Below are 20409 nucleotides of genomic sequence, written 5' to 3'. Positions count from 1 at the left end.
GGTTGAGAATCCCGGATCTGCTTCCTGCGTGCCATTGACATATGTGCGTCGGAAGCCGAATCGTTGCGCGCATATTTCGTCGCGCCATGACTGCACTATAAGGAAAGTCGCGCCGCGCATCTGTCAACCATTGTCAGACGCGTCGCGTGCGCGCGTCGCACACGTGTGCCGCTTTCGCGCTAAAGTGGTGCCCGCCCGCCACCCTCAGCTGCCGCTCCGATGCTTACGCTCTCGCCCGCCGCCGCCCGCGCGCTGCATCTCGCCGCGCAGGGCCTGCTGACCCCGCCCCGCCGCAAGGCCACCAAGGCCGACGTGCTCGACACGATCCGCCGGATGGCGCAGTTACAGATCGATACGATTCACGTCGTCGCGCGCAGCCCGTATCTCGTGCTGTTCAGCCGTCTCGGCGATTTCACCCCGCAGTGGCTCGACGAACATCTCGCCGAGGCGCGCCTGTTCGAATACTGGTCGCACGAAGCATGCTTCCTGCCGGTCGAGCAATTCGGGTTGATGCGCTACAAGATGCTCGATCCGTCGGGGATGGGCTGGAAATACGCGGCCGACTGGCACGCGCGGAACCGCGCCGACATCGAGCGGTTGCTCGCGCGGATTCGCGACGAAGGCCCCGTGCGATCGGCGGATTTCATTCGCGAAGACGGTGCGAAAGGCAACGGATGGTGGGACCGCAAGCCCGAGAAAAAGCATCTGGAAGTGCTGTTCACGACCGGTCACCTGATGGTGTCCGAGCGCCGCAATTTCCAGCGCATCTACGACGTGCGGGAGCGCGTGCTGCCCGGCTGGGACGATGCGCGCGACCTGCCGCCGCGTGACACGGTGCTGCCCGCGCTGCTCGACTACACGTGCCGCGCGCTCGGCATCGTGCGCGCGGACTGGGTGGCCGATTACTATCGGCTGCCGCGCCGTTCGTACCGCGCGGAGCTCGAGCGGCTCGCGGACGCGGGCGAGCTGATTCCTGTAGAGATCGCCGACTGGAAGGAGCCGGCCTACGTGCATCGCGCGCTCGAAGCGCTGCTGCCGGCCGCCGCGGCCGACACGCTGCGCTCGACGGTCACGACGTTGCTGTCGCCGTTCGATCCGGTGGTGTGGGACCGGCGGCGCGCATCGACGCTGTTCGGGTTCGACTACACGATCGAGTGCTACACGCCCGCGCACAAGCGGCGCTACGGCTATTTCTGCCTGCCGGTGCTGCATCGCGGCCGGCTGATCGGGCGCGTCGACGCGAAAGCGCATCGCGCGCTCGGCACGTTCGAATTGAAGGCGGTGCATGTCGAGCCGGGCGTGCGGTTCGGCACGGGGCTCGCGGCCGACGTCGCGAAGGCCGTGAAGAAGCTCGCGGCGTGGCATGGCACGCCGAAGGTGACGGTCGCGCACGCGCCGCCCGAATTGACGAAGGCGCTGGCCGGTGCGTAGTGCCGGTGGAGTCGCGCCGAGCGGCGACGACGCGTGGGCCGCGTGCTGCCGCTCAGCTCCACCTGGCCGTGCAACTCAGTCGCGCAGCTTGCGAAACCGCGGCGTGCCGTCCGGAAGGTTCTCGTTGAACATCGCTTCCGGCCGTACCCACAGGCCGCGCGCATGCGGCCACAGATGCTCGTACACGACCACCGACTCCTCGGTTTCGGAATGACGGGCGACGCCGATGTAGCGATACAGCCCGCCCTTGTAGTGACGATGCGTGGCGAGCTGTTCGGCTTCCTGTTCGGTCATGATCTGCTTCCTTTCGGCAAAAACGAAAGCGCGTATTGTATGCGTTCGTATGCGCTCGCCGCGCGTCAGCGTTTCGCGTAGATATCGGGACGGCGGATCTCCATCAGCCGCTCGGGATTCGCGGACGGCCCAAAACCGACCGGCCGGTACAGCGCGTGCGCGTCGGTCGTCACGAGCATGATGCGGCGCAGGCTCTGCACCATCTGCTGCGCGAATACGTGGTCGATCAGCGCACGGCCGTAGCCATTGCCGCGTTCGGCCGGCAAGACGAACACGTCGCACAGGTACGCGAACGTCGCGTGGTCGGTCACGAGCCGCGCGAACCCGACGAGCCGGTCGTCGACATACGCGCCGAAGCACAGCGAGCCTTCGATCGCACGCTCGACGACGTCGCGCGGAATGCCCTGCGACCAGTACGCATCGCGATGCAGGAATTCGAAGATCGCATCGATGTCGAGTTCGCGCTTGTCGGTGGAAAATCTCAGCGTGGCGGGGGTGGCTGCGGGCACGTCGGCTCTCCGGAAGGATCGGGGCGGAGCAGCAACGATAGCGCGGTGTGGGCCGGGCCACAAGCGACGCCCGACCTGACATGCACATCAAGGAATCGTGCAGCCAACGTAGCCCGATTCGATGATATCGTCGCCTGCTCGATCAACCTCCCGCATCGCCTCATGCCCTATCGACTCATCGCGTTCGACTTCGACGGCACGCTCGCCGATTCGCTCGACTGCTTTCTCGCGGCGCTGACGGAGGCATCGCGCCTGCACGGCTTTCGCGACGCGACGCCCGAGCTGCGCCCCGCGCTGCGCGGCATGTCGGCGCGCGAGATCATCCGCGCGCTCGAGGTGCCGATGTGGAAGGTGCCGCGCGTGACGATCGACATGCGGCGGCTGATGCGTCCGCGCATCGCGCACGTGAAGCTGTTCGCCGGCGTCGACGCGACCTTCGACGCGCTCGCCGCACGCGGCATCCGCATCGCGATCGCAACGTCGAACACCGAGGACATCGTGCGCGACCGGCTCGGCCCGCACGCGAGCCGCTGCGTCGATACGTTCGCGTGCGGCATTCCGCTGTTCGGCAAGGCGCGCCGGCTGCGCGCGCTCGTGCGCGAAGCGGGCATCCCGCCCACCGACGTGCTGTACGTCGGCGACGAAATCCGCGATGCCGAAGCGGCACGCCGTGCGCGCGTCGCCTTTCAGGGCGTCGCATGGGGTTACACGGCCCCCGACGCGTTGCAAGCGCATTGCGCGACGCCGTTGCTGCCGCGTCTCGACGCACTGCTCGATCGCGTGTGAGGGTGCCGTGCGAATCGCGCGGCCGATTCGACGCGTCGTGAAGCAACCACGCGACGCCCTGCCCGCACGACGATGAAACGCCGATGACACGCGAGCACCTCGCATCGATTTCATGCGCGCCGCGCACGCAAAAATTGCCGCCGCGATGTACCCGACAGGTACGCCCTACCTGTCCGCGCGCGCACCCATCGATTCGTCTTACCAACCGTTACACAAACCACAGCGCGGTTGCACCTGCTACCGGACCGCTCTCCTAGAATCAGTCGGGCCGGGAAACACTTCGAACGCCGCCGCGGCAGAGCGGCGAGCGACTCCGGCCCGGGCGCGCCCGGTCTCTCTCGCACAGCTGCGGATCACGCGATCCGTCCGTTAATCAGAGCCCCGATCGAAAGGAGGTCCCATGAACCGCTTTCCCCAAGTCTCGCGCCTTGCATTGTCTGCCGCTGGCCTGCTTCTTGTCGCCGTGACGGCGACCGCGCAAACCGCGCAACCGGCGCCGGCCGCACCGGCCGCCGCCACGCAGACGCGCATCCACGAAGCCGACCAGACCTTCATCACCGACGGCACGAAAACCGTGTCGACCCAGCACGACGCCGCACGCATCGCCGATTCGCGCACGTCGGACAGCCAGGTGAAGGCGTTCGCGCAACGCGTGTCGACCGACGACGAGAAGATCATCCAGGCGATGCGCGCGGCCAGCCCGCGCGGCGTCGACGTGCCGGCCAACGATCCCGACACGGCCGTGCTGGACAGCATCAAGAACCTGCGCGGCGCGGAGTTCGACAAGGCGTACATCGAGCAGGTCGCGCTCGCCGGCGAGCAGAAGGCGATCTCGGCATTCCAGGCCGAAATCGCGTCGGGCCGCGACACGAAGCTGAAGGAAGTCGCACGCCAGGCGCTGCCGATCCTGCAGGCGCACTACGCGGACGCGGAGAAACTCGCTAAGCGTCATCACCTCGCATCGGCGCAGTAACGCGATGCCCCGCCGCGCATCGCGCGCGGCACGCCGCTTCCCCCTCGTCGCGTCGCCGTCCCCCTCTCCGGCGGCGCGACGCCTGCGCCACCCGCTTCACGTTACGTCGCGAGCTTCGCCCGCAACCGCTCGCGTACCTCAGGCCATTCGTCGTCGATGATGCTGAAGCGCACCGAATTGCGCTTGCGCCCGTCGGGCATGATCCGCTCATGACGCACGATCCCTTCCTGCTTCGCGCCGAGCCGCAGAATCGCCGCGCGTGACTTCTCGTTCAGTTCGTCGGTCGTGAACTGCACGCGCACACAGTGCAGCGTGTCGAACGCGTACGCGAGCAGCAGCCATTTCGCTTCGGTATTCGCGCGCGTGCGCTGCGCCGATTCGCTCAGCCACGTATGACCGATCTCGAGCTTGCGATTCTTGCGGTCGATCTTCCAGAAACGCGTGCTGCCGATCGCGCGGCCCGACGCACGCTCGACGATCACGAACGGCATCACGGTGCCGGCCGCGCGGCCTTGCAGCGCGGTGTCGATATAGGCGTCGACCGTATCCTCTCCCGGCACGACCGTGACCTTCAGATTCCACAATTGACCGTCCGCCGCGGCATCGAGCAGCGCCTGCCGGTCGGCTGCCTCGAGCGGCCGCAGTTCGACGCGCTCGCCGGTGAGGGTCGGTTGTTCGACAGAAGATGAAGCGTCGGTCATGACGGGTTCCGTTTCCGTGAAAGTGGCGACAAGGATGCGCGCCGCGAAACGCCCATCATACGACCAGCGTCAGCCCGGCAGCGCGGCAAGCCGTTGGCGAATCGCCGTCGCTTCGCCGCGCAGCGCATCGGCGAATGCGTCGACGAGCAGGCTCTTCGGCCGGTGCTCGGGCACGATCACGCTGACGCGGTACGGAAACGAGCGTGTGAGCGGCCGCACGTGCAGGTCGCGCCCGACGAAATCGAGCGCGGTCAGCGGATTGACGATCGCGGCACCGAGCCCCTGCCGCACGAACGCGCACACCGACACAGCCGACGGTGTCTCGACCACCGAACGCGGCGCGACGCCGAGCTGCGCGAACGCCTCGTCGATCAGGATCCGGTACGGGTCGTTCAGCGACAGGCTCACGAACGGGCGATCGGCGAGATCCGCAAGATCGATCGCGCGCCGCGCGAGCAGCGGATGGCCGTCGGGCAGCACGCAGACCTCGTCGACTTCGAGCAGCGGCGTGAGCACGGTGCCGGCCGGCGCGACGTCGTGTTCGGTCAGCCCGAGATCGTAGCGCTGCGCGGTCAGCCACTCCTCGAGCACCGGCGACTCCTGCGTCGCGACCGACACGCTGACGCCCGCGTGTGCGTCATGGAAACGCCGGCAGGCGCCAGGCAGGATCGCGTGCGAAAACGCCGGCAGCGCGATCACCGACAACTGGCCGTCGCGAAACTCGCGCAGCCGCGCGGCCGTCGCCGCGACACGCTCGAGCCCCACATACGCGAGCCGCACGTCGTCGAACAGCGTGAGCGCGGCCATCGTCGGTCGCAGCCGGCCGTGCGAGCGCTCGAACAGCGCGAAGCCGACCACCTGCTCCATCCGCGCGAGCTCGCGGCTGATCGTGGGCTGCGACGTATAGAGCATCTCGGCCGCACGCGTCGTGCTGCCGGTAACCATCAGCGCTCGGAAGACCTCGATGTGCCGGTGTGTGAGCATGACCATATATATCAAAAATGAATCGAATGTCGACAAACAGGCATTTTACTGTATAGCTATTCAGGCGCATCATTCACGCTATCCGTTCATTCGATCCGATTTCTCCGCCATGTCCCTCGATTCCCGCCAGCTCGCGACGCTCGCGCAGCAATACGGCACCCCGCTGTGGGTGTACGACGCCGACGTCATCCGCGACCGCATCGCCCAACTGCGCCAGTTCGACGTGATCCGCTATGCGCAGAAGGCTAACTCGAACCTGCATATCCTGAAGCTGATGCGCGAAGAAGGCGCGTGCGTCGACGCCGTGTCGCTCGGCGAGATCGAGCGCAGCCTCGCGGCGGGGTTCAGTCCGGCAGGCGAACCGGAAGGCGTCGTGTTCACGGCCGACCTGATCGATCGCCCGACGCTCGCGGCCGTGCTGAAGCATGGCGTGACCGTGAATGCCGGCTCGCTCGACATGCTCGCGCGCGTCGGCGAGCATGCGCCCGGCCATCGCGTGTGGCTGCGCGTGAATCCCGGCTTCGGCCACGGCCACAGCAACAAGACCAACACCGGCGGCCCGCAGAGCAAGCACGGGATCTGGATCGACGACGTGCCGCGCGCGATCGAGATCGTGCGCCAGTATGGGCTGAAGCTGGTGGGCATCCACATGCATATCGGCTCGGGCGTCGACTACGGCCACCTGTCGCAGGTATGCGACGCGATGGTCGACCTCGTCACGTCGCTCGGCCACGACGTCGAAGCGATCTCCGCCGGCGGCGGGCTGTCGATTCCGTATCGCGACGGCGAGCCGCGCGTCGACGTCGGTCACTACTTCAGCCAGTGGGATGCCGCGCGCAAGCGGATCGAACGGCATCTCGGCCACGCGGTGCGCATCGAGATCGAGCCGGGCCGCTTCCTCGTCGCCGAGGCGGGCACGCTCGTCACCGAAGTGCAGGCCGTGAACCACCGGCCGAAGCACGACTTCGTGCTGATCGACGCGGGCTTCAACGACCTGATGCGCCCGTCGATGTACGGCAGCTACCACGCGGTGTCCGTGCACGCGCAGGATGGCGCGCTGCCGGCCGGCCGGCCGCTCGTCGACATCGCGATCGCGGGGCCGCTGTGCGAATCCGGCGACGTGTTCACGCAGGATGCGGGCGGCGTGGTCACGCACCGCAAGCTCGCGCAGCCGCAGATCGGCGACCTGCTGTTCCTGCACGATGCGGGCGCATACGGCGCGTCGATGTCCTCGAACTACAACAGCCGGCCGCTCGCGCCGGAAGTGCTCGTCGATCGCGGCACGCCGCGGCTGATCCGCCGCCGGCAGACGATCGACGAACTGCTCGCGCTCGAAACGTTCGAGTAACACGCATAACACGCGCACGCGCGTTCGACGACTCGAACGCCAACGGCCAGGCTTGCCGCTACCGGCATGCCTGGCCGTTTTGCTTTTCGGCGGTTGTCCTCGGGGCAACCGCTCGACCACGTCGTAGCACCTGATGCTGCACACCCCGTGCAACCGCAGCAGATCGCTTGCACCGGGTTCCATGCACGGAGAAAAACATTCCACGCCGCGTGGAAAGTCCGTGCATTTTTGGAAGCACTTTCCTTTTTGACAAAACTAAGATTGCCCTCAGTCGTTCAGCATTTGCGTCACCGGATACGCATCGACGATGCAGCCGGTCTCCCCCACTCGCAAGCCGCACGGGCACTCATGAACACGATGCTTGAACTCTTCGCCGCGCACCGCTACGCCACCGTGCGCGAACGCATGCCGTAACGCCTCGCGGCACACGGCTCGCGCCGTCTCTCGCCGCATCTTTTCCCGCGCCGCATTCGACTGCGGCCCGCTTCCCGCCCACGGCGACGCCGCCCGTCGCCGCGGATGCGCTCACCCTGAATTTTCGACAACGACGTTTCGACAACAACCCGGAGACAACCATGAAGCCCTTCACCCCGACGCTCAAGCAAACCCTCGCCGCCGTCCTCCTCTGCGTGGCGGCCACGGCATCGCACGCGGCGGACCTGCTCGACACCGTCAAGCAGGCCGGCGTGCTGAAGATCGCGCTCGAAGGCACCTACCCGCCGTTCGACTATCGCAATGCCGAAGGACAACTCGAGGGGTTCGATGTCGACGTCGCGAAGGCGGTCGCCGCGCGGCTCGGCGTGAAGCCGCAGTTCGTCACGACCGAATGGAGCGGGATTCTCGCCGGGCTGCAGGCCGGCAAGTTCGACGTGATCGTCAACCAGGTCGCGATCACGCCGTCGCGCCAGCAGGCGCTCGACTTCAGCACGCCGTATGTGTATTCGTCCGCGCAGCTGCTGCAACGCCAGAACGACACGCGTGCGTTCAAGTCGCTCGACGAGCTGAAGGGCAAGAAGGTCGGCGTGACGATGGGCAGCAACTACGTCGATCTCGTGAAGACGGTGCCCGCGATCGATCTGCAGGTCTATCCGGGCACGCCGGAGAACCTGCGCGACCTCGCGGCCGGCCGTATCGACGCGGCGGTCAACGACCGCCTGATGCTGAGCTACCTGATCAAGAACTCGCACCTGCCGCTGCGCCCGGGTTCCGTGCTCGCCGGCGGCGAGGACCGGATGGGCATTCCGTTCCGCAAGGGCAATCCGAAGTTCGCGAAGGCGATCGACGATGCGGTCGCGTCGCTGCAGCAGGACGGCACGCTGAAGAAGATCTCGATGCAGTGGTTCGGCTCGGACACGACGAAGCCCATCACGCAATAACGCAGCCGCCACGCGCCCGCGCGCACGAACGCGCGGGCCGGCCGCCGCCTACCCGAAACACAAGCGGCACACGACACACAATCAGGAGACACGCGATGGAAGCACTCGATCTGGTCATTCAAACCCTGCCCGTGATGGTGAAGGGCGCGCTGCTCACGCTGAAGTTCGCGGTGGCGTCAATGGCGCTCGGCCTCGTCGTCGGGCTCGTCGTCGCGATCATGCGGATCGGCAGCAACCGGTTCGCGTCCGGTCTCGCGCAGGGCTACGTCAGCCTGATGCGCGGCACGCCGCTGCTCGTGCAGATGTTCGTCGTCTACTACGGGCTGCCGGATCTCGGCATCACGCTCGACCCGACGACGGCCGGCATCTTCACGCTGACGCTCAACGCCGGCGCGTACCTGTCGGAAAGCATGCGCGGCGCGATCCTCGGCATCGGCCGCGGGCAATGGGCGGCCGCGCACAGCCTCGGCCTCACGCACGTGCAGACGCTGCGCTACATCGTCTGCCCACAGGCGCTGCGCCTCGCGGTGCCGAGCCTCGGCAACACGCTGATCAGCCTGATCAAGGACACGTCGCTCGTGTCCGTGATCACCGTCACCGAGCTGCTGCGCTCGACGCAGGAAGTGATCGCCGCGACGTTCCAGCCGCTGCCGCTCTACCTCGCGGCAGCCGCGATCTACTGGGTGCTGAGCACGCTGCTCACGCGACTGCAGGGCCGCGTCGAGACGCGCCTCTCGCTGCCGTCCACGCATTGAGCCTGCGCGCGTCTTTCAACCCGAAACTCAACCACGGACAACCCATGATTACGCTCGACAACGTTTCCAAGTGGTATGGCAAGCATCAGGTCCTTTCCGCATGCAGCGCGGCGGTATCGAAAGGCGAAGTGGTCGTCGTCTGCGGGCCGTCGGGCTCCGGCAAGTCGACGCTGATCAAGACGATCAACGGCCTCGAGCCGTTCCAGAAGGGCAGCATCGTCGTCGACGGCATGCGGCTCGGCGATCCGGCCGCGAAACTCGCGCAACTGCGCGCGCGGGTCGGCATGGTGTTCCAGCATTTCGAGCTGTTTCCGCACCTGTCGATCACCGACAACCTGACGCTCGCGCAGGTCAAGGTGCTCGGCCGCCGCAAGGACGAAGCGATCGAGAACGCGATGAAGCTGCTCGATCGCGTCGGCCTGAAGGCGCATGCGAGCAAGTATCCGGGGCAGTTGTCCGGCGGCCAGCAGCAACGCGTCGCGATTGCGCGCGCGCTGTCGATGAACCCGGTCGCGATGCTGTTCGACGAGCCGACCTCCGCGCTCGACCCCGAGATGATCAACGAAGTGCTCGACGTGATGGTCGAACTCGCACGCGACGGCATGACGATGGTGTGCGTCACGCACGAAATGGGCTTCGCGAGAAAGGTCGCGCATCGCGTGATCTTCATGGACCAGGGCGCGGTGGTCGAGGATGCGGCGAGCGATGCCTTCTTTGCCGCGCCGCGCTCCGAACGCGCGCGCGACTTCCTCGACAAGATCCTGCACTGACCGCGCGACGGCTTCGCTCCGAAATGACCGACTCTCAAAGGACGACATCTTGAACCAACCGCACTCGACCGACACCCTGCTCGCACACGAAGGCCGCACGCACGGCCAGCCCGGCTCGCCGGTGAACCCGCCCGTGTATCGCCAGTCGACGCTGCTCTTTCACGGCACCGACGCGCTCGACGCGGTGCGCGGCACGCCGCTCGCGTACGGGCGTCACGGCAGCCCGACCACGCGGGCGCTCGAAAAGGCGCTCGCGCGCCTCGAAGGCGCGCACGCCGCGCTGCTGACGCCGAGCGGGCTCAGCGCGATCACGACCGCGCTGCTCGCGGTGCTGAATCCCGGCGACCATCTGCTGATGGCCGATTCGGTATACGACCCGACCCGCTCGTTCTGCGACGAGACGCTGGCACGCCTCGGCATCGAGACGACCTACTACGATCCGTCGATCGGCGCCGGCATCGCGTCGCTGATGCGGCCGAACACGCGCGCGGTCTTTACCGAATCGCCGGGCTCGCTGACCTTCGAGGTGCAGGACATTCCCGCGATCTGCCGCGTCGCGCATCAGCACGATGCGGTCGTGCTGCTCGACAACACGTGGGGCACGCCGCTGAATTTCCGCTCGTTCTCGCACGGCGTCGACGTGTCGATTCACGCGGCGACCAAATACATCGCCGGACACTCCGACGTGCTGATGGGCGTGATCCTGACCACCGAAGCGCTCGCGCAGAAAGTCACGCGCTGCTACCGGCAGCTCGGGATGACCGTCAGCGGCGACGACGCGTATCTCGCGCTGCGCGGCCTGCGCACGCTGTCGGTGCGCCTCGAACGCCACCAGCGCAACGCGCACGTGCTGACCGAATGGCTCGCGCGGCAGCCGGAAGTCGCGCAGATCCTGTATCCGGCCCGGCCGGGCGACGCCGGCCATGCGCTTTGGCAGCGCGACTTCACGGGCGCCTGCGGATTGTTCGGCCTGGTGCTGCATCCGCAGCCCGACGATGCGGTGCGCGCGCTGCTCGACGGCATGACGTGCTTCGGCATGGGCTACAGCTGGGGCGGCTTCGAAAGCCTGATCATCCCGTCGAATCCGTCGCGTCACCGCACCGCGACGCAATGGACGGCGGCCGGCCCGCTGCTGCGCATCCACGCGGGGCTCGAGCATCCGGACGACATGATCGCCGACCTCGACGCCGGTTTCGCGAGACTGCGCGCCGCCGTGGCCGCGCTCGCGGAAGCCTGACCTCGGGCGCGTCGCACGCATTACCCCGCACGATCCTTTTTCTTCAACGTTCGACCACCACTGATAGCGAGGCCATCATGAAAGACACGCTGTTCATTCTCCGCCCAGGCTTTTTCAAGGACTCCGAAGGTCCGTTCTACTGCGGCGATTCGGTTGCCGTCGAAGGGCTGCTGAGCTTCTATCCGCAGTTACGCGACGCCGTCGCGGTCGAGTACGTCGACGCGCTGCGGCCGCGCCGGCCGATCGTCGCGCTGATCGGCGAGGACAATCAATCCGCGCCGGTGCTCGTGCTCGGCGACGGGCAGGCGCCGAAGGATGACGCGATCGGGATTCGCGAACACAACGGCCGCCGCTTCATCGATTCGCCGGCCGATATCCGGCGCTACCTGTCCTCGCAATACGGCGTCGCGCACGTCGCGTAAGCATGCCGGCGCCCGATCTCGACGGGTGCCATCGAACGGGGCGCGCGGCAAGCGTGTCCCGTTCGCCGTTTCCGGCACGCACGTCGCCACGCGCGTGCCATGTACTCGGCCACGCGGATTCACCGCTACCGATGACCGGCCAGGGCACCCCACCCTCGGCCGCATGAACTTCGACGCAACGCGACACCGGCTGCCGGCACACCCCGGGGCCCGCCGCGACCGGCGTCAGCCGGGCGAACTGCAGGCAGGCGCGAACGCGAATGCCGCCGGTTCGGACGGCACGTGGCGCGCAAGCCACAATGCGGCCTCGGTCCGGTTGCTCACGCCGATCTGGCGGAACAGCGCATACAGGTGATTCTTGATCGTGCCTTCCGCGACGTTCAGCACGCGGCAGATCTGCTTGTTCGACTTGCCTTCGGCCAGCAGCCGCAGCACGTCGCGCTGGCGCGGCGTGAGGCGCTCGAATGCGCGATCGTCGCCGGCCGGCACGCCGCCCGGACGCGCCTGCGTCGCACCGCCGTCGTTCGGCGGCACGTAGATCGCACCGGCCGCGACCCGGCCGAGCGCATCCGCGAACTCGTCGGCGCTCGCGTGCCGGTCGATGATGCCGGCCGCCCCCGCCAGCAGTGCATCGGCGATCGTGCGGCGGCACACGGCCGCCACCACGCACAGCCACGGCGCGCCGGCGAACGCCTCGTTCAGCACGCTCGGCCAGCTCGGCCGCGCGGCGTGCTCGTCGCATTCGATCGTGATGGCCTCGACCGTCTCGGGCAGCAACGCATCGCGCAAGCGCAAGACGTCCTCGGGACGGCGGGCCGACCAGACATGCCAGTCGACGTCGCGTTTACACAGTACGTCCGCCACACCCGCGACGAATAACGGCGGGCTATCGATCATCAGAACGTTCATTGCGCGGTTTCCTCGAAATCGGGATGCTCGGTTTAGGTTTTTTTGCTTCCCTACCCGGCGTTTTTTTTACCGCTGTTTCACGCACCGCGCACTAGGCCCGTCGCTCCGTGACGAATGGCCTAATTCGTCCACACCGAGCCCCGCCACGCATGCCGATGCCCGTCGCGAACCGGCCCGGGCCGCCGGACATGACGGACGTCATATTTGGTAAACGTCTTCAATTTCGTAACGTGAATAACGACAGCGAATTTCCGTTGTCTTCCACGCGAAGAGGAGTTTATTCATGGACGCGAATTTCATCGGCTCAGTGATTAACGCTTTACCCATGGACCAAATGATCGCCGGCCCGTTAAAAGCGATGATCAGCGCGCAGACGCAGGCCGCGAAGAGCTACGCGGATTTCCTGATGCAGGTCTGTATCCAGGGCGGCAAGGCCGTGGCCGTCCAGTTCGATTACGACGAGACGCTGGTGGACGAAAGCGGCGTGTCGAAGGGCGTCGTGCAGAAGACGATGCGCATCCCGTTGCTCGCGGCGATCGTGCACCCGATCATCGCGATCGAGGAAGGCACGATCGACTTCGAGATGGAGATCACGCAGTCGGAGAAGTCGTCGTCGTCGACCGAGGCCGGCGGCGAATTCCAGGCGAAGTTCGGCTGGGGGCCGATCAGCGTCAGCGTGTCCGGGCGCGTGTCGCACAAGGCGGAGCAGACGCGCAGCACCGACACGCGCGCGAAATACTCGATCCATACGCAGGTAAAGCGCCAGTCGCCGCCCGAGGCGCTGATGCGCGTGATCGACTTCCTGACCGAAGCCGCGACCAAGCCGGTCGTCACCGAAGGCAACGCGAAGGCCGTGAAGCCGCTGCCGACGACACCGACCGACGGCAAGCTGGTCGGTGATGCGTCGGGGGCGGGCGGTAGCGCGGCCGCGCCTGCCGGCGCGGGTGCGGATGCCCAGCAGCCGGCGCACGCGTAAGCGGGCGGACCGGCCATGTTCAGGCTCTTCAGACGGTCGCGCCGCGCGGGCGGCGGCGGGCACGACGACGGGGATACGCGTCCGGGCGGCGGCACGGCCCGGCATGAACCGGACAGGCCGGTCCCGCCGCCGGCCGCGCCGGCAGCGGGCCATACCGGCGCGGTGGCGGGCGCCGCTGCACCGGTGTCGGTAACCGACGATCCGGCGCGCCACGCGTCGCCCGATGCCGCTGGCTGGCCGGCCGGTGCCGCGCCGGGCACGAACGACTCATCGACCGCCCCGCCCGGCGCGTCCACCGGCGGCTTGCCGCCCGCTCCACCGGCCCCACCCATCCCGCCGGCGCCGCCCGCCGCCCCACCCGGCACGCCGGCCGACGACGAACGCCCGCCGCCGCGCGGCATCGCGCTCGACGAGATCGCGCGCGGGATGCAGCACGCCGCCGCTGCCGCGAACCAACTGCTCGCGCACCAGTACACGGCCGTGCTCGACCAGTTCTTCGACCTGCGCGACGACGGCCTGCTCGCGCCGCGCGAGGTCACGGTCGCGCTCGACGCGGAGCACACGATGCCGGTGCCGCTCGTCGCGCTCGCCACGCCGCGCGGGCTCGCGCTCGACCGGATGATCGTGCACCTGACCGTGCGCGGCGACTTCACCGAGGCGGTGCCGGCCGGCGGCGTCGCAGGCGACGACGACCAGCGCGGCCGCTTCTACGTGACGTTCGCGCCGCGCTCCGGAAAGAAGGACGCCCAGGGCAATGCGCGGCAGCGCGACACCGAGCACATCGACATCGAAATGCAGTTCGCGGCGCTGCCGCCGCCCGAAGCGATCATGCGCGTGATCGACGAATACACGCATCGCCTGGTGCCGCGCGCACGGCCGGGCGTCAAGGAGAACGACGATGGCGAACCAGCCTGAACGCACCGGCGAGCAAGGCATCGCGCTGATCAAGCAGTTCGAGGGGCTGCGGCTCGCGCGCTATCTCGACGCGGTCGGCAAGCCGACGATCGGCTATGGGCACCTGATCCTGCCGAACGAGCGCTTCGCGCGCCCGCTCACGCCGGTCGAAGCCGAGGCGCTGCTGCGGCGCGACCTGCGCGGCGCCGAGCTGAACCTGCGCAAGCTGCTGCGCGTGCCGGTCACGCAGCAGCAGTTCGATGCGCTGATGTCGTTCGTCTTCAATCTCGGCGCGGGCCGGCTGCGCTCGTCCACGCTGCTGCGTTACCTGAACGCCGGTGCGAGCGCGCGTGCGGCCGACCAGTTCCTCGTCTGGAACAAGGCGGGCGGCAAGCCGCTCGCGGGGCTCACGAAGCGCCGCCAGGCCGAGCGCGCGCTGTTTCTGTCGTGAGCACCGCGAAGCCGCACTGGCCGAACGTCACGGGTCGCCGCGCATGCCGTTCGCGCCATTTCGCATGTCGTCGGCTGCCCGTAAGCTGAAACCGTCACCGAAGTCTTGCCGCACCCGATCCGTTCCAATCATTCGTCATCCGCCACGCGTCACGACAGGAGCCCACATGAACGTCACTCGCCCGCCCGGCCGCACGATGCCGCCCCGCCTCGCCGTTTCGCACGCCGTGCGCCGCGCGCTGGGTGCCGCCTGCATCGCCGTCGCCGTTGCCGCCTTGGCGGCGGTCGCCCCGCAAGCCGCCGTCGCCGCCACCGCCACCGCCGATCCGCTGCCTGCCTACGCGGCCAACCTGCAGCGCACGTCGGTGTCCGGGCTGTCGTCCGGCGGCTTCATGGCCGCGCAGTTCGACGTCGCGTACTCGAGCCGGCTGATCGGCGCCGGTATCGTCGCGGGCGGCCCGTTCTATTGCGCGGGCGTGAACGCGCTGATCCCGCCGGCGGTGGCCGCGACCACGCTGTGCATGCAGCCGATCGGCCCCGCGCCGTCCGCGGCCGATGCATGGCTCGCCGCGCGCACGTTCGCGCAGCGTGGCGAGATCGACGATCCGGCCGCGCTGCGCGGTCAGCGCATCTACGTGTTCAGCGGCGCGAAGGATACGGTGGTGTCGACGCGCGTCGTCGACCAGACCGCGCGCTTCTACACGCTCGCGCAGGTCCCGGCCGCGAACCTCCAGTACCGCCAATCGCCGGAGGCCGGGCATGCGTTCATCACGAACCGCCCCGAGGACAACGCGTGCGGTGCGAACGCGAGCCCGTATATCGACAACTGCGACTTCCAGCAGGCGCACGACATCGTGCGCTGGATCTACGGCACGACCGACAAGCCGCTCAATCCGCCGGCCGCGCAGGCAGGCGGCAAGCTGCTGAAGTTCGACCAGCGCGCGTTCGATCCACAACGTGCCGCGTCGCTAGGCGATACCGGCTACGCCTACGTGCCGGCCGATTGCGAGCGCGTGACCTGCGCGGTGCACGTGGTGTTCCACGGTTGCGTGCAGAACGTCGCGGCCGTCGGCGAGAGGATGATTCGCGGCGTCGGCTACAACGAGATCGCCGATACGAACCGGCTGATCGTGCTCTATCCGCAAGTCGAGAAATCGGCCGTCAATCCGCTCGGCTGCTGGGATTTCTGGGGCTATACGAGCGCCGATCCGCTCCACCCCGGTTTCTACCGCCGCGACGCGCCGCAGATGGCCGCCGTGATGCGGATGGTGCAGCGCCTCGGCGCCGCGCGTCAGTAATCCGCGTATCGGCCGCCGTCACGCCGTCATCGCCCCTTCTTCACGAGGAATCGCCATGTTCTCGACGTTCATCGCCCAATGGGAACGCGCGCACGCCGACGCGCTCCAGCTGTTCGGCAAGGCCGCCGCGCAGACGACCGACACCGGCGGCACACCCGGCGGCCCCGCGTGGCGCGCGTTCGCGCACACCGCGCTGCTCGCCGGCCACCGCTACACGGATGCCTGCCAGGCCGCGACCGACGCGTGGTGGCGCGGCCAGCTCGAGCGATTCGCGCTCGGCGGTTCGGCCGCCGCGGTCAAGGAGCTGGCGGCCCTGAACGCGGATCTCGCGACGCGCTTCACGCAAAGCCATCTGCAGCATGCGGGCGCGATGGCCGATGCGGCCGCGCAATACCTCGACGATCTCGGCCGCACGCGCGGCCCGGCCGATGCCGCGATGGCGCTCGGCCGCCTCGCCGGCGACCTGCAGGCCCAGGCGCGTGCGCATGCGCTGCACGTCGCGTCGCTCGCGAACGGCGTCGCGCCCGCGCTTGCTCAGTGGGCCGACCGCACGCTGCGCGATGAACGCGGCACGCCCGATCAGGAGCAAGCGTCATGAACATCAAGCTCCGCTTCATCAATCGCTCGAACGACTGCGGCAACAGCGAGGTCGTGCTGTTCCAGCGCGACGTGATCCCCGATCTCGACGCGTTCGCGATCGCATGGAAGGTGATCCGTTATTGCGGGCGCGACTGCTTCCATCCGTTCGACTACTCGACCGATATCGACGTCGCGCTCGGCGACGAGCACGGCAACTTCTCGCCGCGCGTCACGGCGCCCGCCGGCGTGCGCCTCGTGGTGGACGCGCAGTCGACCGGACGCGGCCGGCTCGTGCCCGACCCGGCCGACGCGTCCGCCGGCGACATCGAGGTCGTCAACCGGATGCGGCGCGGCGCGGTGAACGTCAACGCGTTCAGCGCGGGCCGGCTGATCGCGGTGAAGGAAGCCGTCGCGCCCGGGCAGAAGGCCGTGTTCCGCTTCACGCCGACGCTGTGGATCGGCGTGGCGTCGCAGGTGCAGGAAAGCCGCGCGCTGCACGCGGCGGTGATGTCGAGCGCGAACACGCTGCTGCCGCTGGCAGGCGTCGCCGCGGCCGACATCGTGATGACGGGCGGCGGCACCGGCGCCGACGCGCAGCCGTTTGCGTTCGCGCTCGAACATGTCGTGCGCGCGTAGCGCCGCCCGATACGGATCGAACCGGCTTGACGGCACGGCTTCGCGGCCGGGCCGGCGGGAAAGGTGTGCGGCAGACCGACTGCCGTTTTTTCAAACTCAAGGAGCAACGACGTGGATATCCAACTGAACCTGATCAACCGCTCGAACGACGCGAACAACTCGAGCGTCGTGATCTTCCAGAAGAACGTGGCAACCGACTTCGACGAACTCGCGATCGCGTGGAAGGTGATCCGCAATTGCGGCCAGGGCGACAACCATCCGTTCAAGTTCCCGATGACGATGAGCGTGAGCGCGAGCGACAGCTGGGGCAACTACATGCCGCAGCAGGTCGCGGCGAACGGCCAGGTGTTCCAGGTCGTGCGCTCCAGCTCGGGCGACGTGCTGCAGCTCGGCGGCGACCCGGGCGCGAGCGCCGAGGTGCAGGTGCGCAACGATCTGCCGGCCGGCGCGATCAACGCGACGATCTACAAGGACGGCAGCGCGCTCGCGCGCAAGACGTCCGTCGCGCCGGGCCAGAAGGCCGTGTTCCAGTTCAAGCCGACGATCTGGATCGGCGTCGCGTCGCAGATCGAACAGGGCGCGCTGATGAATTCCGCGGTGATCTCCGACATCAACACGGAACTGTCGCTGCTCGGCATCGCGAGCGCCGACATCGTGATGACCGGCGGCGGCCCCGGCCCGCGTTCGATGCCGTTCACGTTCCGGCTGGAAAACGTGGTGATGGCGTAACGGTCCGTGCGCCGGCAACTCACGGTCGGCGCCCGCTCAATCAGTTATCCGAATCGAATCAAGGTGACTCATGGACATCAATCTCAACTTCGTCAACCTGTCGAACGACGTCAACAACAGCCAGATCGTGATCTTCCAGAAGAACGTGTCGACGGACTTCGACGAGCTCGCGATCGCGTGGAAGGTCATCACCAACTGCGGACGCGGCGACAACCATCCGTTCGTGTTCCCGATGCTGACGACCGTCTCCGCGAGCGATGCCGACGGCAACTACATGCCGCAAAAGCGCGCGGACAACGGACAGGTCTTCAACGTGTCGCGCTCGACGTCGGGCAACGTGCTCGCGCTGGCCGGCCCGGCCCCGACATCACGCGAGATCCAGTTGCGCAACGACCTGAGCCAGGGGGCGATCACCGCGTCGGTCTTCAAGGACAACCGGCTGCTCGCGCACAAGACGGGCATCGTGCCGGGCCAGAAGGCCGTGTTCGAATTCAAGCCGACGCTGTGGATCGGCACCGCGTCGCAGATCGAACAGGGCGCGGTGATGAATTCGGCCGTGCTGTCCGACATCAACACCGAACTGTCGCTGCTGGGGATCAAGAGTGCCGACATCGTGATGACGGGCGGCGGCGGCGGCACCACCGCGACCGCGTACCAGTTCCGGCTCGCAAACGTGGTGATGGGGTAAACGGCGCGCGCGCGACGGCGAACGGGTTGCTCCCGTCGCGTCGTCGCGCGGCCGCAGTGCGTGAATCAGCTCGCGCGCTGCACGGGCGCCATCCTCGAGAAGTACTTCGCACCCGCCACGCAGCCGACGACCACGACCGTCACGACGAGCATCGACGGCGGCACCGTCTCGTGCAGCAGCCCGGCCGCGAGCAGGAAGCCGAAGAACGGCTGCAGCAGCTGCAGCTGGCCGACGCCCGCGATCCCGCCGAGCGCGAGGCCGCGATACCAGAACACGAAGCCGATCAGCATGCTGAACAGCGACACGTACGCGAGCCCCCACAGCGCGGCGGCGTCGACACCGTCGAACGTCGCGGGCCATGTGAACCACGCGAGCGGCAGCATCACCGGCAGCGACAGCACGAGCGCCCACGAGATCACCTGCCAGCCGCCGAGCTGGCGCGACAGGCGCGCGCCTTCCGCATAGCCGAGACCGCACGCGACGATCGCGGCCAGCATCAGCGCATCGCCCAGCACCGACGCGCTGCCGCCGTTGCGCAGTGCGAACGCGGCCACCGCGCCGCTGCCGACCAGCGAGAAGACCCAGAACGGCAGCCGCGGCCGTTCGCCGCCGCGCCAGACGCCGAACAACGCCGTCGCGAGCGGCAGCAGCCCGACGAACACGATCGCGTGCGCGGACGTCACGTGCTTGAGCGCGAGCGCGGTCAGCAACGGAAAACCGACCACGACCCCGAGCGCGACGACGAGCAGCGACGCGGTCTCGGCACGCGTCGGCCGCTTCTGCTTCAGCGCGACGAGCAGGAGCAGGCCGAGCACGCCGGCGATCGTCGCGCGCGCGAACGTGAGGAACAACGGGTCGAGGCCCTGCACCGCGACGCGCGTCGCGGGCAGCGAGCCACTGAAGATGATCACGCCCAGCAGGCCGCTGAGCCATCCGTCGGTCGTCTTTTGCACGGGAAATCCTGATCGGAAAAAGGTGGATGACCGATGATCCGCCGCCCGCGAAAAGCGCGTAAGCTACAGTCCAATACAATTTTGACAAACTGTACTGGACAACCGTCCGTACAGTTAGCGCTTGCCATGAACCGCTTCGTGCCAGACCCTGCTCCGCCCACGCCGTCGCGCACGCGCGTGGAAACCGTGATGGATACGCTGCGCGCTCGGATCGCGAGCCGCGCGCTGATGCCCGGCGCGCGCGTGCCGTCGATCCGGATGATGGCCGACGCGCTGCATGTATCGAAATCGACCGTCGTCGACGCCTACGAGCGGCTCGCGAGCGAAGGCGTGCTCGTCGCGCGGCGCGGCTCCGGCTTCTACGTGTCGGGCCACGCGCCGCCGCTCGCGCTCGCGGAACTCGGCCCGCGGCTCGATCGCGAACTCGACCCGCTGTGGCTGTCGCGCCAGTCGCTCGAGGCCGCGCCGAGCTCCGTGAAGCCCGGCTGCGGCTGGCTGCCGTCGTCGTGGCTGCCGGACGAAAGCCTGCGACGTGCGCTGCGCGCGGTGTCGCGCGACGAACCCGACGCGCTGACCGACTACGCGACGCCGCTCGGGCTGCCCGCGTTGCGCCAGCAACTCGCGTGGCGGCTCGCGCAGCACGGCGTCCATGCGGATCCTACGCAGATCATGCTGACCGACGGCGGCACGCATGCGCTCGATCTCGTATGC

25 protein-coding genes are annotated in these 20409 nt (G+C 67.9%); 19 read left to right on the top strand and 6 right to left on the bottom strand.

Going from position 1 to position 20409, the window contains the following annotated elements:
• Positions 1–219: 219 nt before the first annotated feature.
• Positions 220–1431 (top strand): winged helix-turn-helix domain-containing protein, encoded by a 1212-nt coding sequence (locus DIE23_RS00125; protein ID WP_124610243.1) that lies wholly within the window; start codon positions 220–222, stop codon positions 1429–1431.
• A gap of 75 nt (positions 1432–1506) precedes the next feature.
• Here DIE23_RS00125 and DIE23_RS00120 read toward each other — a convergent pair whose 3' ends face one another.
• Positions 1507–1725, bottom strand: coding sequence for a DUF1653 domain-containing protein (locus DIE23_RS00120; protein ID WP_006751720.1), 219 nt, complete (start codon positions 1723–1725; stop codon positions 1507–1509).
• Between the two features lie 65 nt (positions 1726–1790).
• Entirely contained in the window at positions 1791–2234 is a 444-nt protein-coding gene (locus tag DIE23_RS00115) for a GNAT family N-acetyltransferase (RefSeq protein WP_124610242.1), read from the bottom strand.
• Between the two features lie 162 nt (positions 2235–2396).
• Here DIE23_RS00115 and DIE23_RS00110 point away from each other — a divergent pair, with 162 nt between their 5' ends.
• Both DIE23_RS00110 and DIE23_RS00105 read left to right on the top strand, forming a co-directional pair.
• Positions 2397–3020 (top strand): HAD hydrolase-like protein, encoded by a 624-nt coding sequence (locus tag DIE23_RS00110; protein ID WP_124610241.1) that lies wholly within the window; start codon positions 2397–2399, stop codon positions 3018–3020.
• Between the two features lie 400 nt (positions 3021–3420).
• Positions 3421–3993 carry a DUF4142 domain-containing protein gene (locus tag DIE23_RS00105; RefSeq protein ID WP_124610240.1) on the top strand — a complete coding sequence of 191 codons (573 nt, stop codon included), beginning with the start codon at positions 3421–3423 and terminating at the stop codon, positions 3991–3993.
• A gap of 101 nt (positions 3994–4094) precedes the next feature.
• Here DIE23_RS00105 and DIE23_RS00100 read toward each other — a convergent pair whose 3' ends face one another.
• Positions 4095–4694 carry a GNAT family N-acetyltransferase gene (locus DIE23_RS00100; RefSeq protein ID WP_124610239.1) on the bottom strand — a complete coding sequence of 200 codons (600 nt, stop codon included), beginning with the start codon at positions 4692–4694 and terminating at the stop codon, positions 4095–4097.
• Positions 4695–4763: 69 nt separating this feature from the next.
• Complete coding sequence (locus tag DIE23_RS00095; RefSeq protein WP_185646359.1) at positions 4764–5678, bottom strand: LysR family transcriptional regulator; 915 nt, start codon at positions 5676–5678, stop codon at positions 4764–4766.
• Positions 5679–5787: 109 nt separating this feature from the next.
• On the opposite strand from DIE23_RS00095, the gene lysA reads away from it, so the two are divergent.
• The 7 genes from lysA (at position 5788) to DIE23_RS00060 (ending at position 11586) form a co-directional block, all read left to right on the top strand.
• Complete coding sequence (gene lysA, locus DIE23_RS00090; RefSeq protein WP_124610237.1) at positions 5788–7026, top strand: diaminopimelate decarboxylase; 1239 nt, start codon at positions 5788–5790, stop codon at positions 7024–7026.
• Positions 7027–7173: 147 nt separating this feature from the next.
• Positions 7174–7440, top strand: a complete 267-nt coding sequence (locus DIE23_RS00085) for a hypothetical protein (RefSeq protein WP_124610236.1) — start codon at positions 7174–7176, stop codon at positions 7438–7440.
• 161 nt (positions 7441–7601) lie between these two features.
• Positions 7602–8402, top strand: a complete 801-nt coding sequence (locus DIE23_RS00080; RefSeq protein WP_124610235.1) for a transporter substrate-binding domain-containing protein — start codon at positions 7602–7604, stop codon at positions 8400–8402.
• Positions 8403–8497: 95 nt separating this feature from the next.
• Complete coding sequence (locus tag DIE23_RS00075) at positions 8498–9157, top strand: amino acid ABC transporter permease (RefSeq protein WP_124610234.1); 660 nt, start codon at positions 8498–8500, stop codon at positions 9155–9157.
• A gap of 44 nt (positions 9158–9201) precedes the next feature.
• Positions 9202–9927, top strand: coding sequence for an amino acid ABC transporter ATP-binding protein (locus tag DIE23_RS00070; RefSeq protein WP_124610233.1), 726 nt, complete (start codon positions 9202–9204; stop codon positions 9925–9927).
• 49 nt (positions 9928–9976) lie between these two features.
• On the top strand, positions 9977–11164 hold the full coding sequence (metC, locus tag DIE23_RS00065; protein ID WP_124610232.1) for a cystathionine beta-lyase: 1188 nt from the start codon (positions 9977–9979) through the stop codon (positions 11162–11164).
• A 77-nt stretch (positions 11165–11241) separates the two neighbouring features.
• Positions 11242–11586 carry a DUF3088 domain-containing protein gene (locus DIE23_RS00060; protein WP_124610231.1) on the top strand — a complete coding sequence of 115 codons (345 nt, stop codon included), beginning with the start codon at positions 11242–11244 and terminating at the stop codon, positions 11584–11586.
• 225 nt (positions 11587–11811) lie between these two features.
• Here DIE23_RS00060 and DIE23_RS00055 read toward each other — a convergent pair whose 3' ends face one another.
• Positions 11812–12495, bottom strand: coding sequence for a response regulator transcription factor (locus DIE23_RS00055; RefSeq protein ID WP_124610230.1), 684 nt, complete (start codon positions 12493–12495; stop codon positions 11812–11814).
• A 283-nt stretch (positions 12496–12778) separates the two neighbouring features.
• Here DIE23_RS00055 and DIE23_RS00050 point away from each other — a divergent pair, with 283 nt between their 5' ends.
• The 8 genes from DIE23_RS00050 (at position 12779) to DIE23_RS00015 (ending at position 18745) form a co-directional block, all read left to right on the top strand.
• Positions 12779–13471, top strand: a complete 693-nt coding sequence (locus DIE23_RS00050) for a DUF2589 domain-containing protein (protein WP_124610229.1) — start codon at positions 12779–12781, stop codon at positions 13469–13471.
• A gap of 15 nt (positions 13472–13486) precedes the next feature.
• Positions 13487–14386 (top strand): DUF2589 domain-containing protein, encoded by a 900-nt coding sequence (locus DIE23_RS00045; protein ID WP_260435904.1) that lies wholly within the window; start codon positions 13487–13489, stop codon positions 14384–14386.
• Complete coding sequence (locus tag DIE23_RS00040; protein ID WP_124610228.1) at positions 14370–14816, top strand: lysozyme; 447 nt, start codon at positions 14370–14372, stop codon at positions 14814–14816. The genes DIE23_RS00045 and DIE23_RS00040 overlap by 17 nt, the downstream gene beginning before the upstream one ends.
• A 166-nt stretch (positions 14817–14982) precedes the next feature.
• Positions 14983–16113 carry a poly(3-hydroxybutyrate) depolymerase gene (locus DIE23_RS00035; RefSeq protein WP_124610227.1) on the top strand — a complete coding sequence of 377 codons (1131 nt, stop codon included), beginning with the start codon at positions 14983–14985 and terminating at the stop codon, positions 16111–16113.
• 55 nt (positions 16114–16168) lie between these two features.
• Positions 16169–16711: a hypothetical protein gene (locus DIE23_RS00030; RefSeq protein ID WP_124610226.1), complete on the top strand. Its 543-nt coding sequence runs from the start codon at positions 16169–16171 to the stop codon at positions 16709–16711.
• On the top strand, positions 16708–17328 hold the full coding sequence (locus DIE23_RS00025; protein ID WP_124610225.1) for a hypothetical protein: 621 nt from the start codon (positions 16708–16710) through the stop codon (positions 17326–17328). Before DIE23_RS00030 ends, DIE23_RS00025 begins: the two co-directional genes overlap by 4 nt.
• Positions 17329–17439: 111 nt before the next feature.
• On the top strand, positions 17440–18057 hold the full coding sequence (locus DIE23_RS00020) for a hypothetical protein (RefSeq protein ID WP_124610224.1): 618 nt from the start codon (positions 17440–17442) through the stop codon (positions 18055–18057).
• Between the two features lie 70 nt (positions 18058–18127).
• Positions 18128–18745: a hypothetical protein gene (locus DIE23_RS00015; RefSeq protein ID WP_059600109.1), complete on the top strand. Its 618-nt coding sequence runs from the start codon at positions 18128–18130 to the stop codon at positions 18743–18745.
• A gap of 65 nt (positions 18746–18810) precedes the next feature.
• Here the strand turns inward: DIE23_RS00015 and DIE23_RS00010 are convergent, their stop codons facing one another.
• Positions 18811–19698, bottom strand: a complete 888-nt coding sequence (locus tag DIE23_RS00010; RefSeq protein ID WP_124610223.1) for a DMT family transporter — start codon at positions 19696–19698, stop codon at positions 18811–18813.
• A 126-nt stretch (positions 19699–19824) separates the two neighbouring features.
• On the opposite strand from DIE23_RS00010, the gene DIE23_RS00005 reads away from it, so the two are divergent.
• Positions 19825–20409, top strand: a 585-nt coding sequence (locus DIE23_RS00005; RefSeq protein WP_124610222.1) for a GntR family transcriptional regulator, incomplete at its 3' end; no start/stop codon positions are given.

It is taken from the genome of Burkholderia sp. Bp9143, from assembly GCF_003853645.1.
Lineage (GTDB): Bacteria > Pseudomonadota > Gammaproteobacteria > Burkholderiales > Burkholderiaceae > Burkholderia.
Note: the sequence above shows the minus strand (reverse complement) of the source record. Positions and strands in the feature narration are given on the sequence as shown.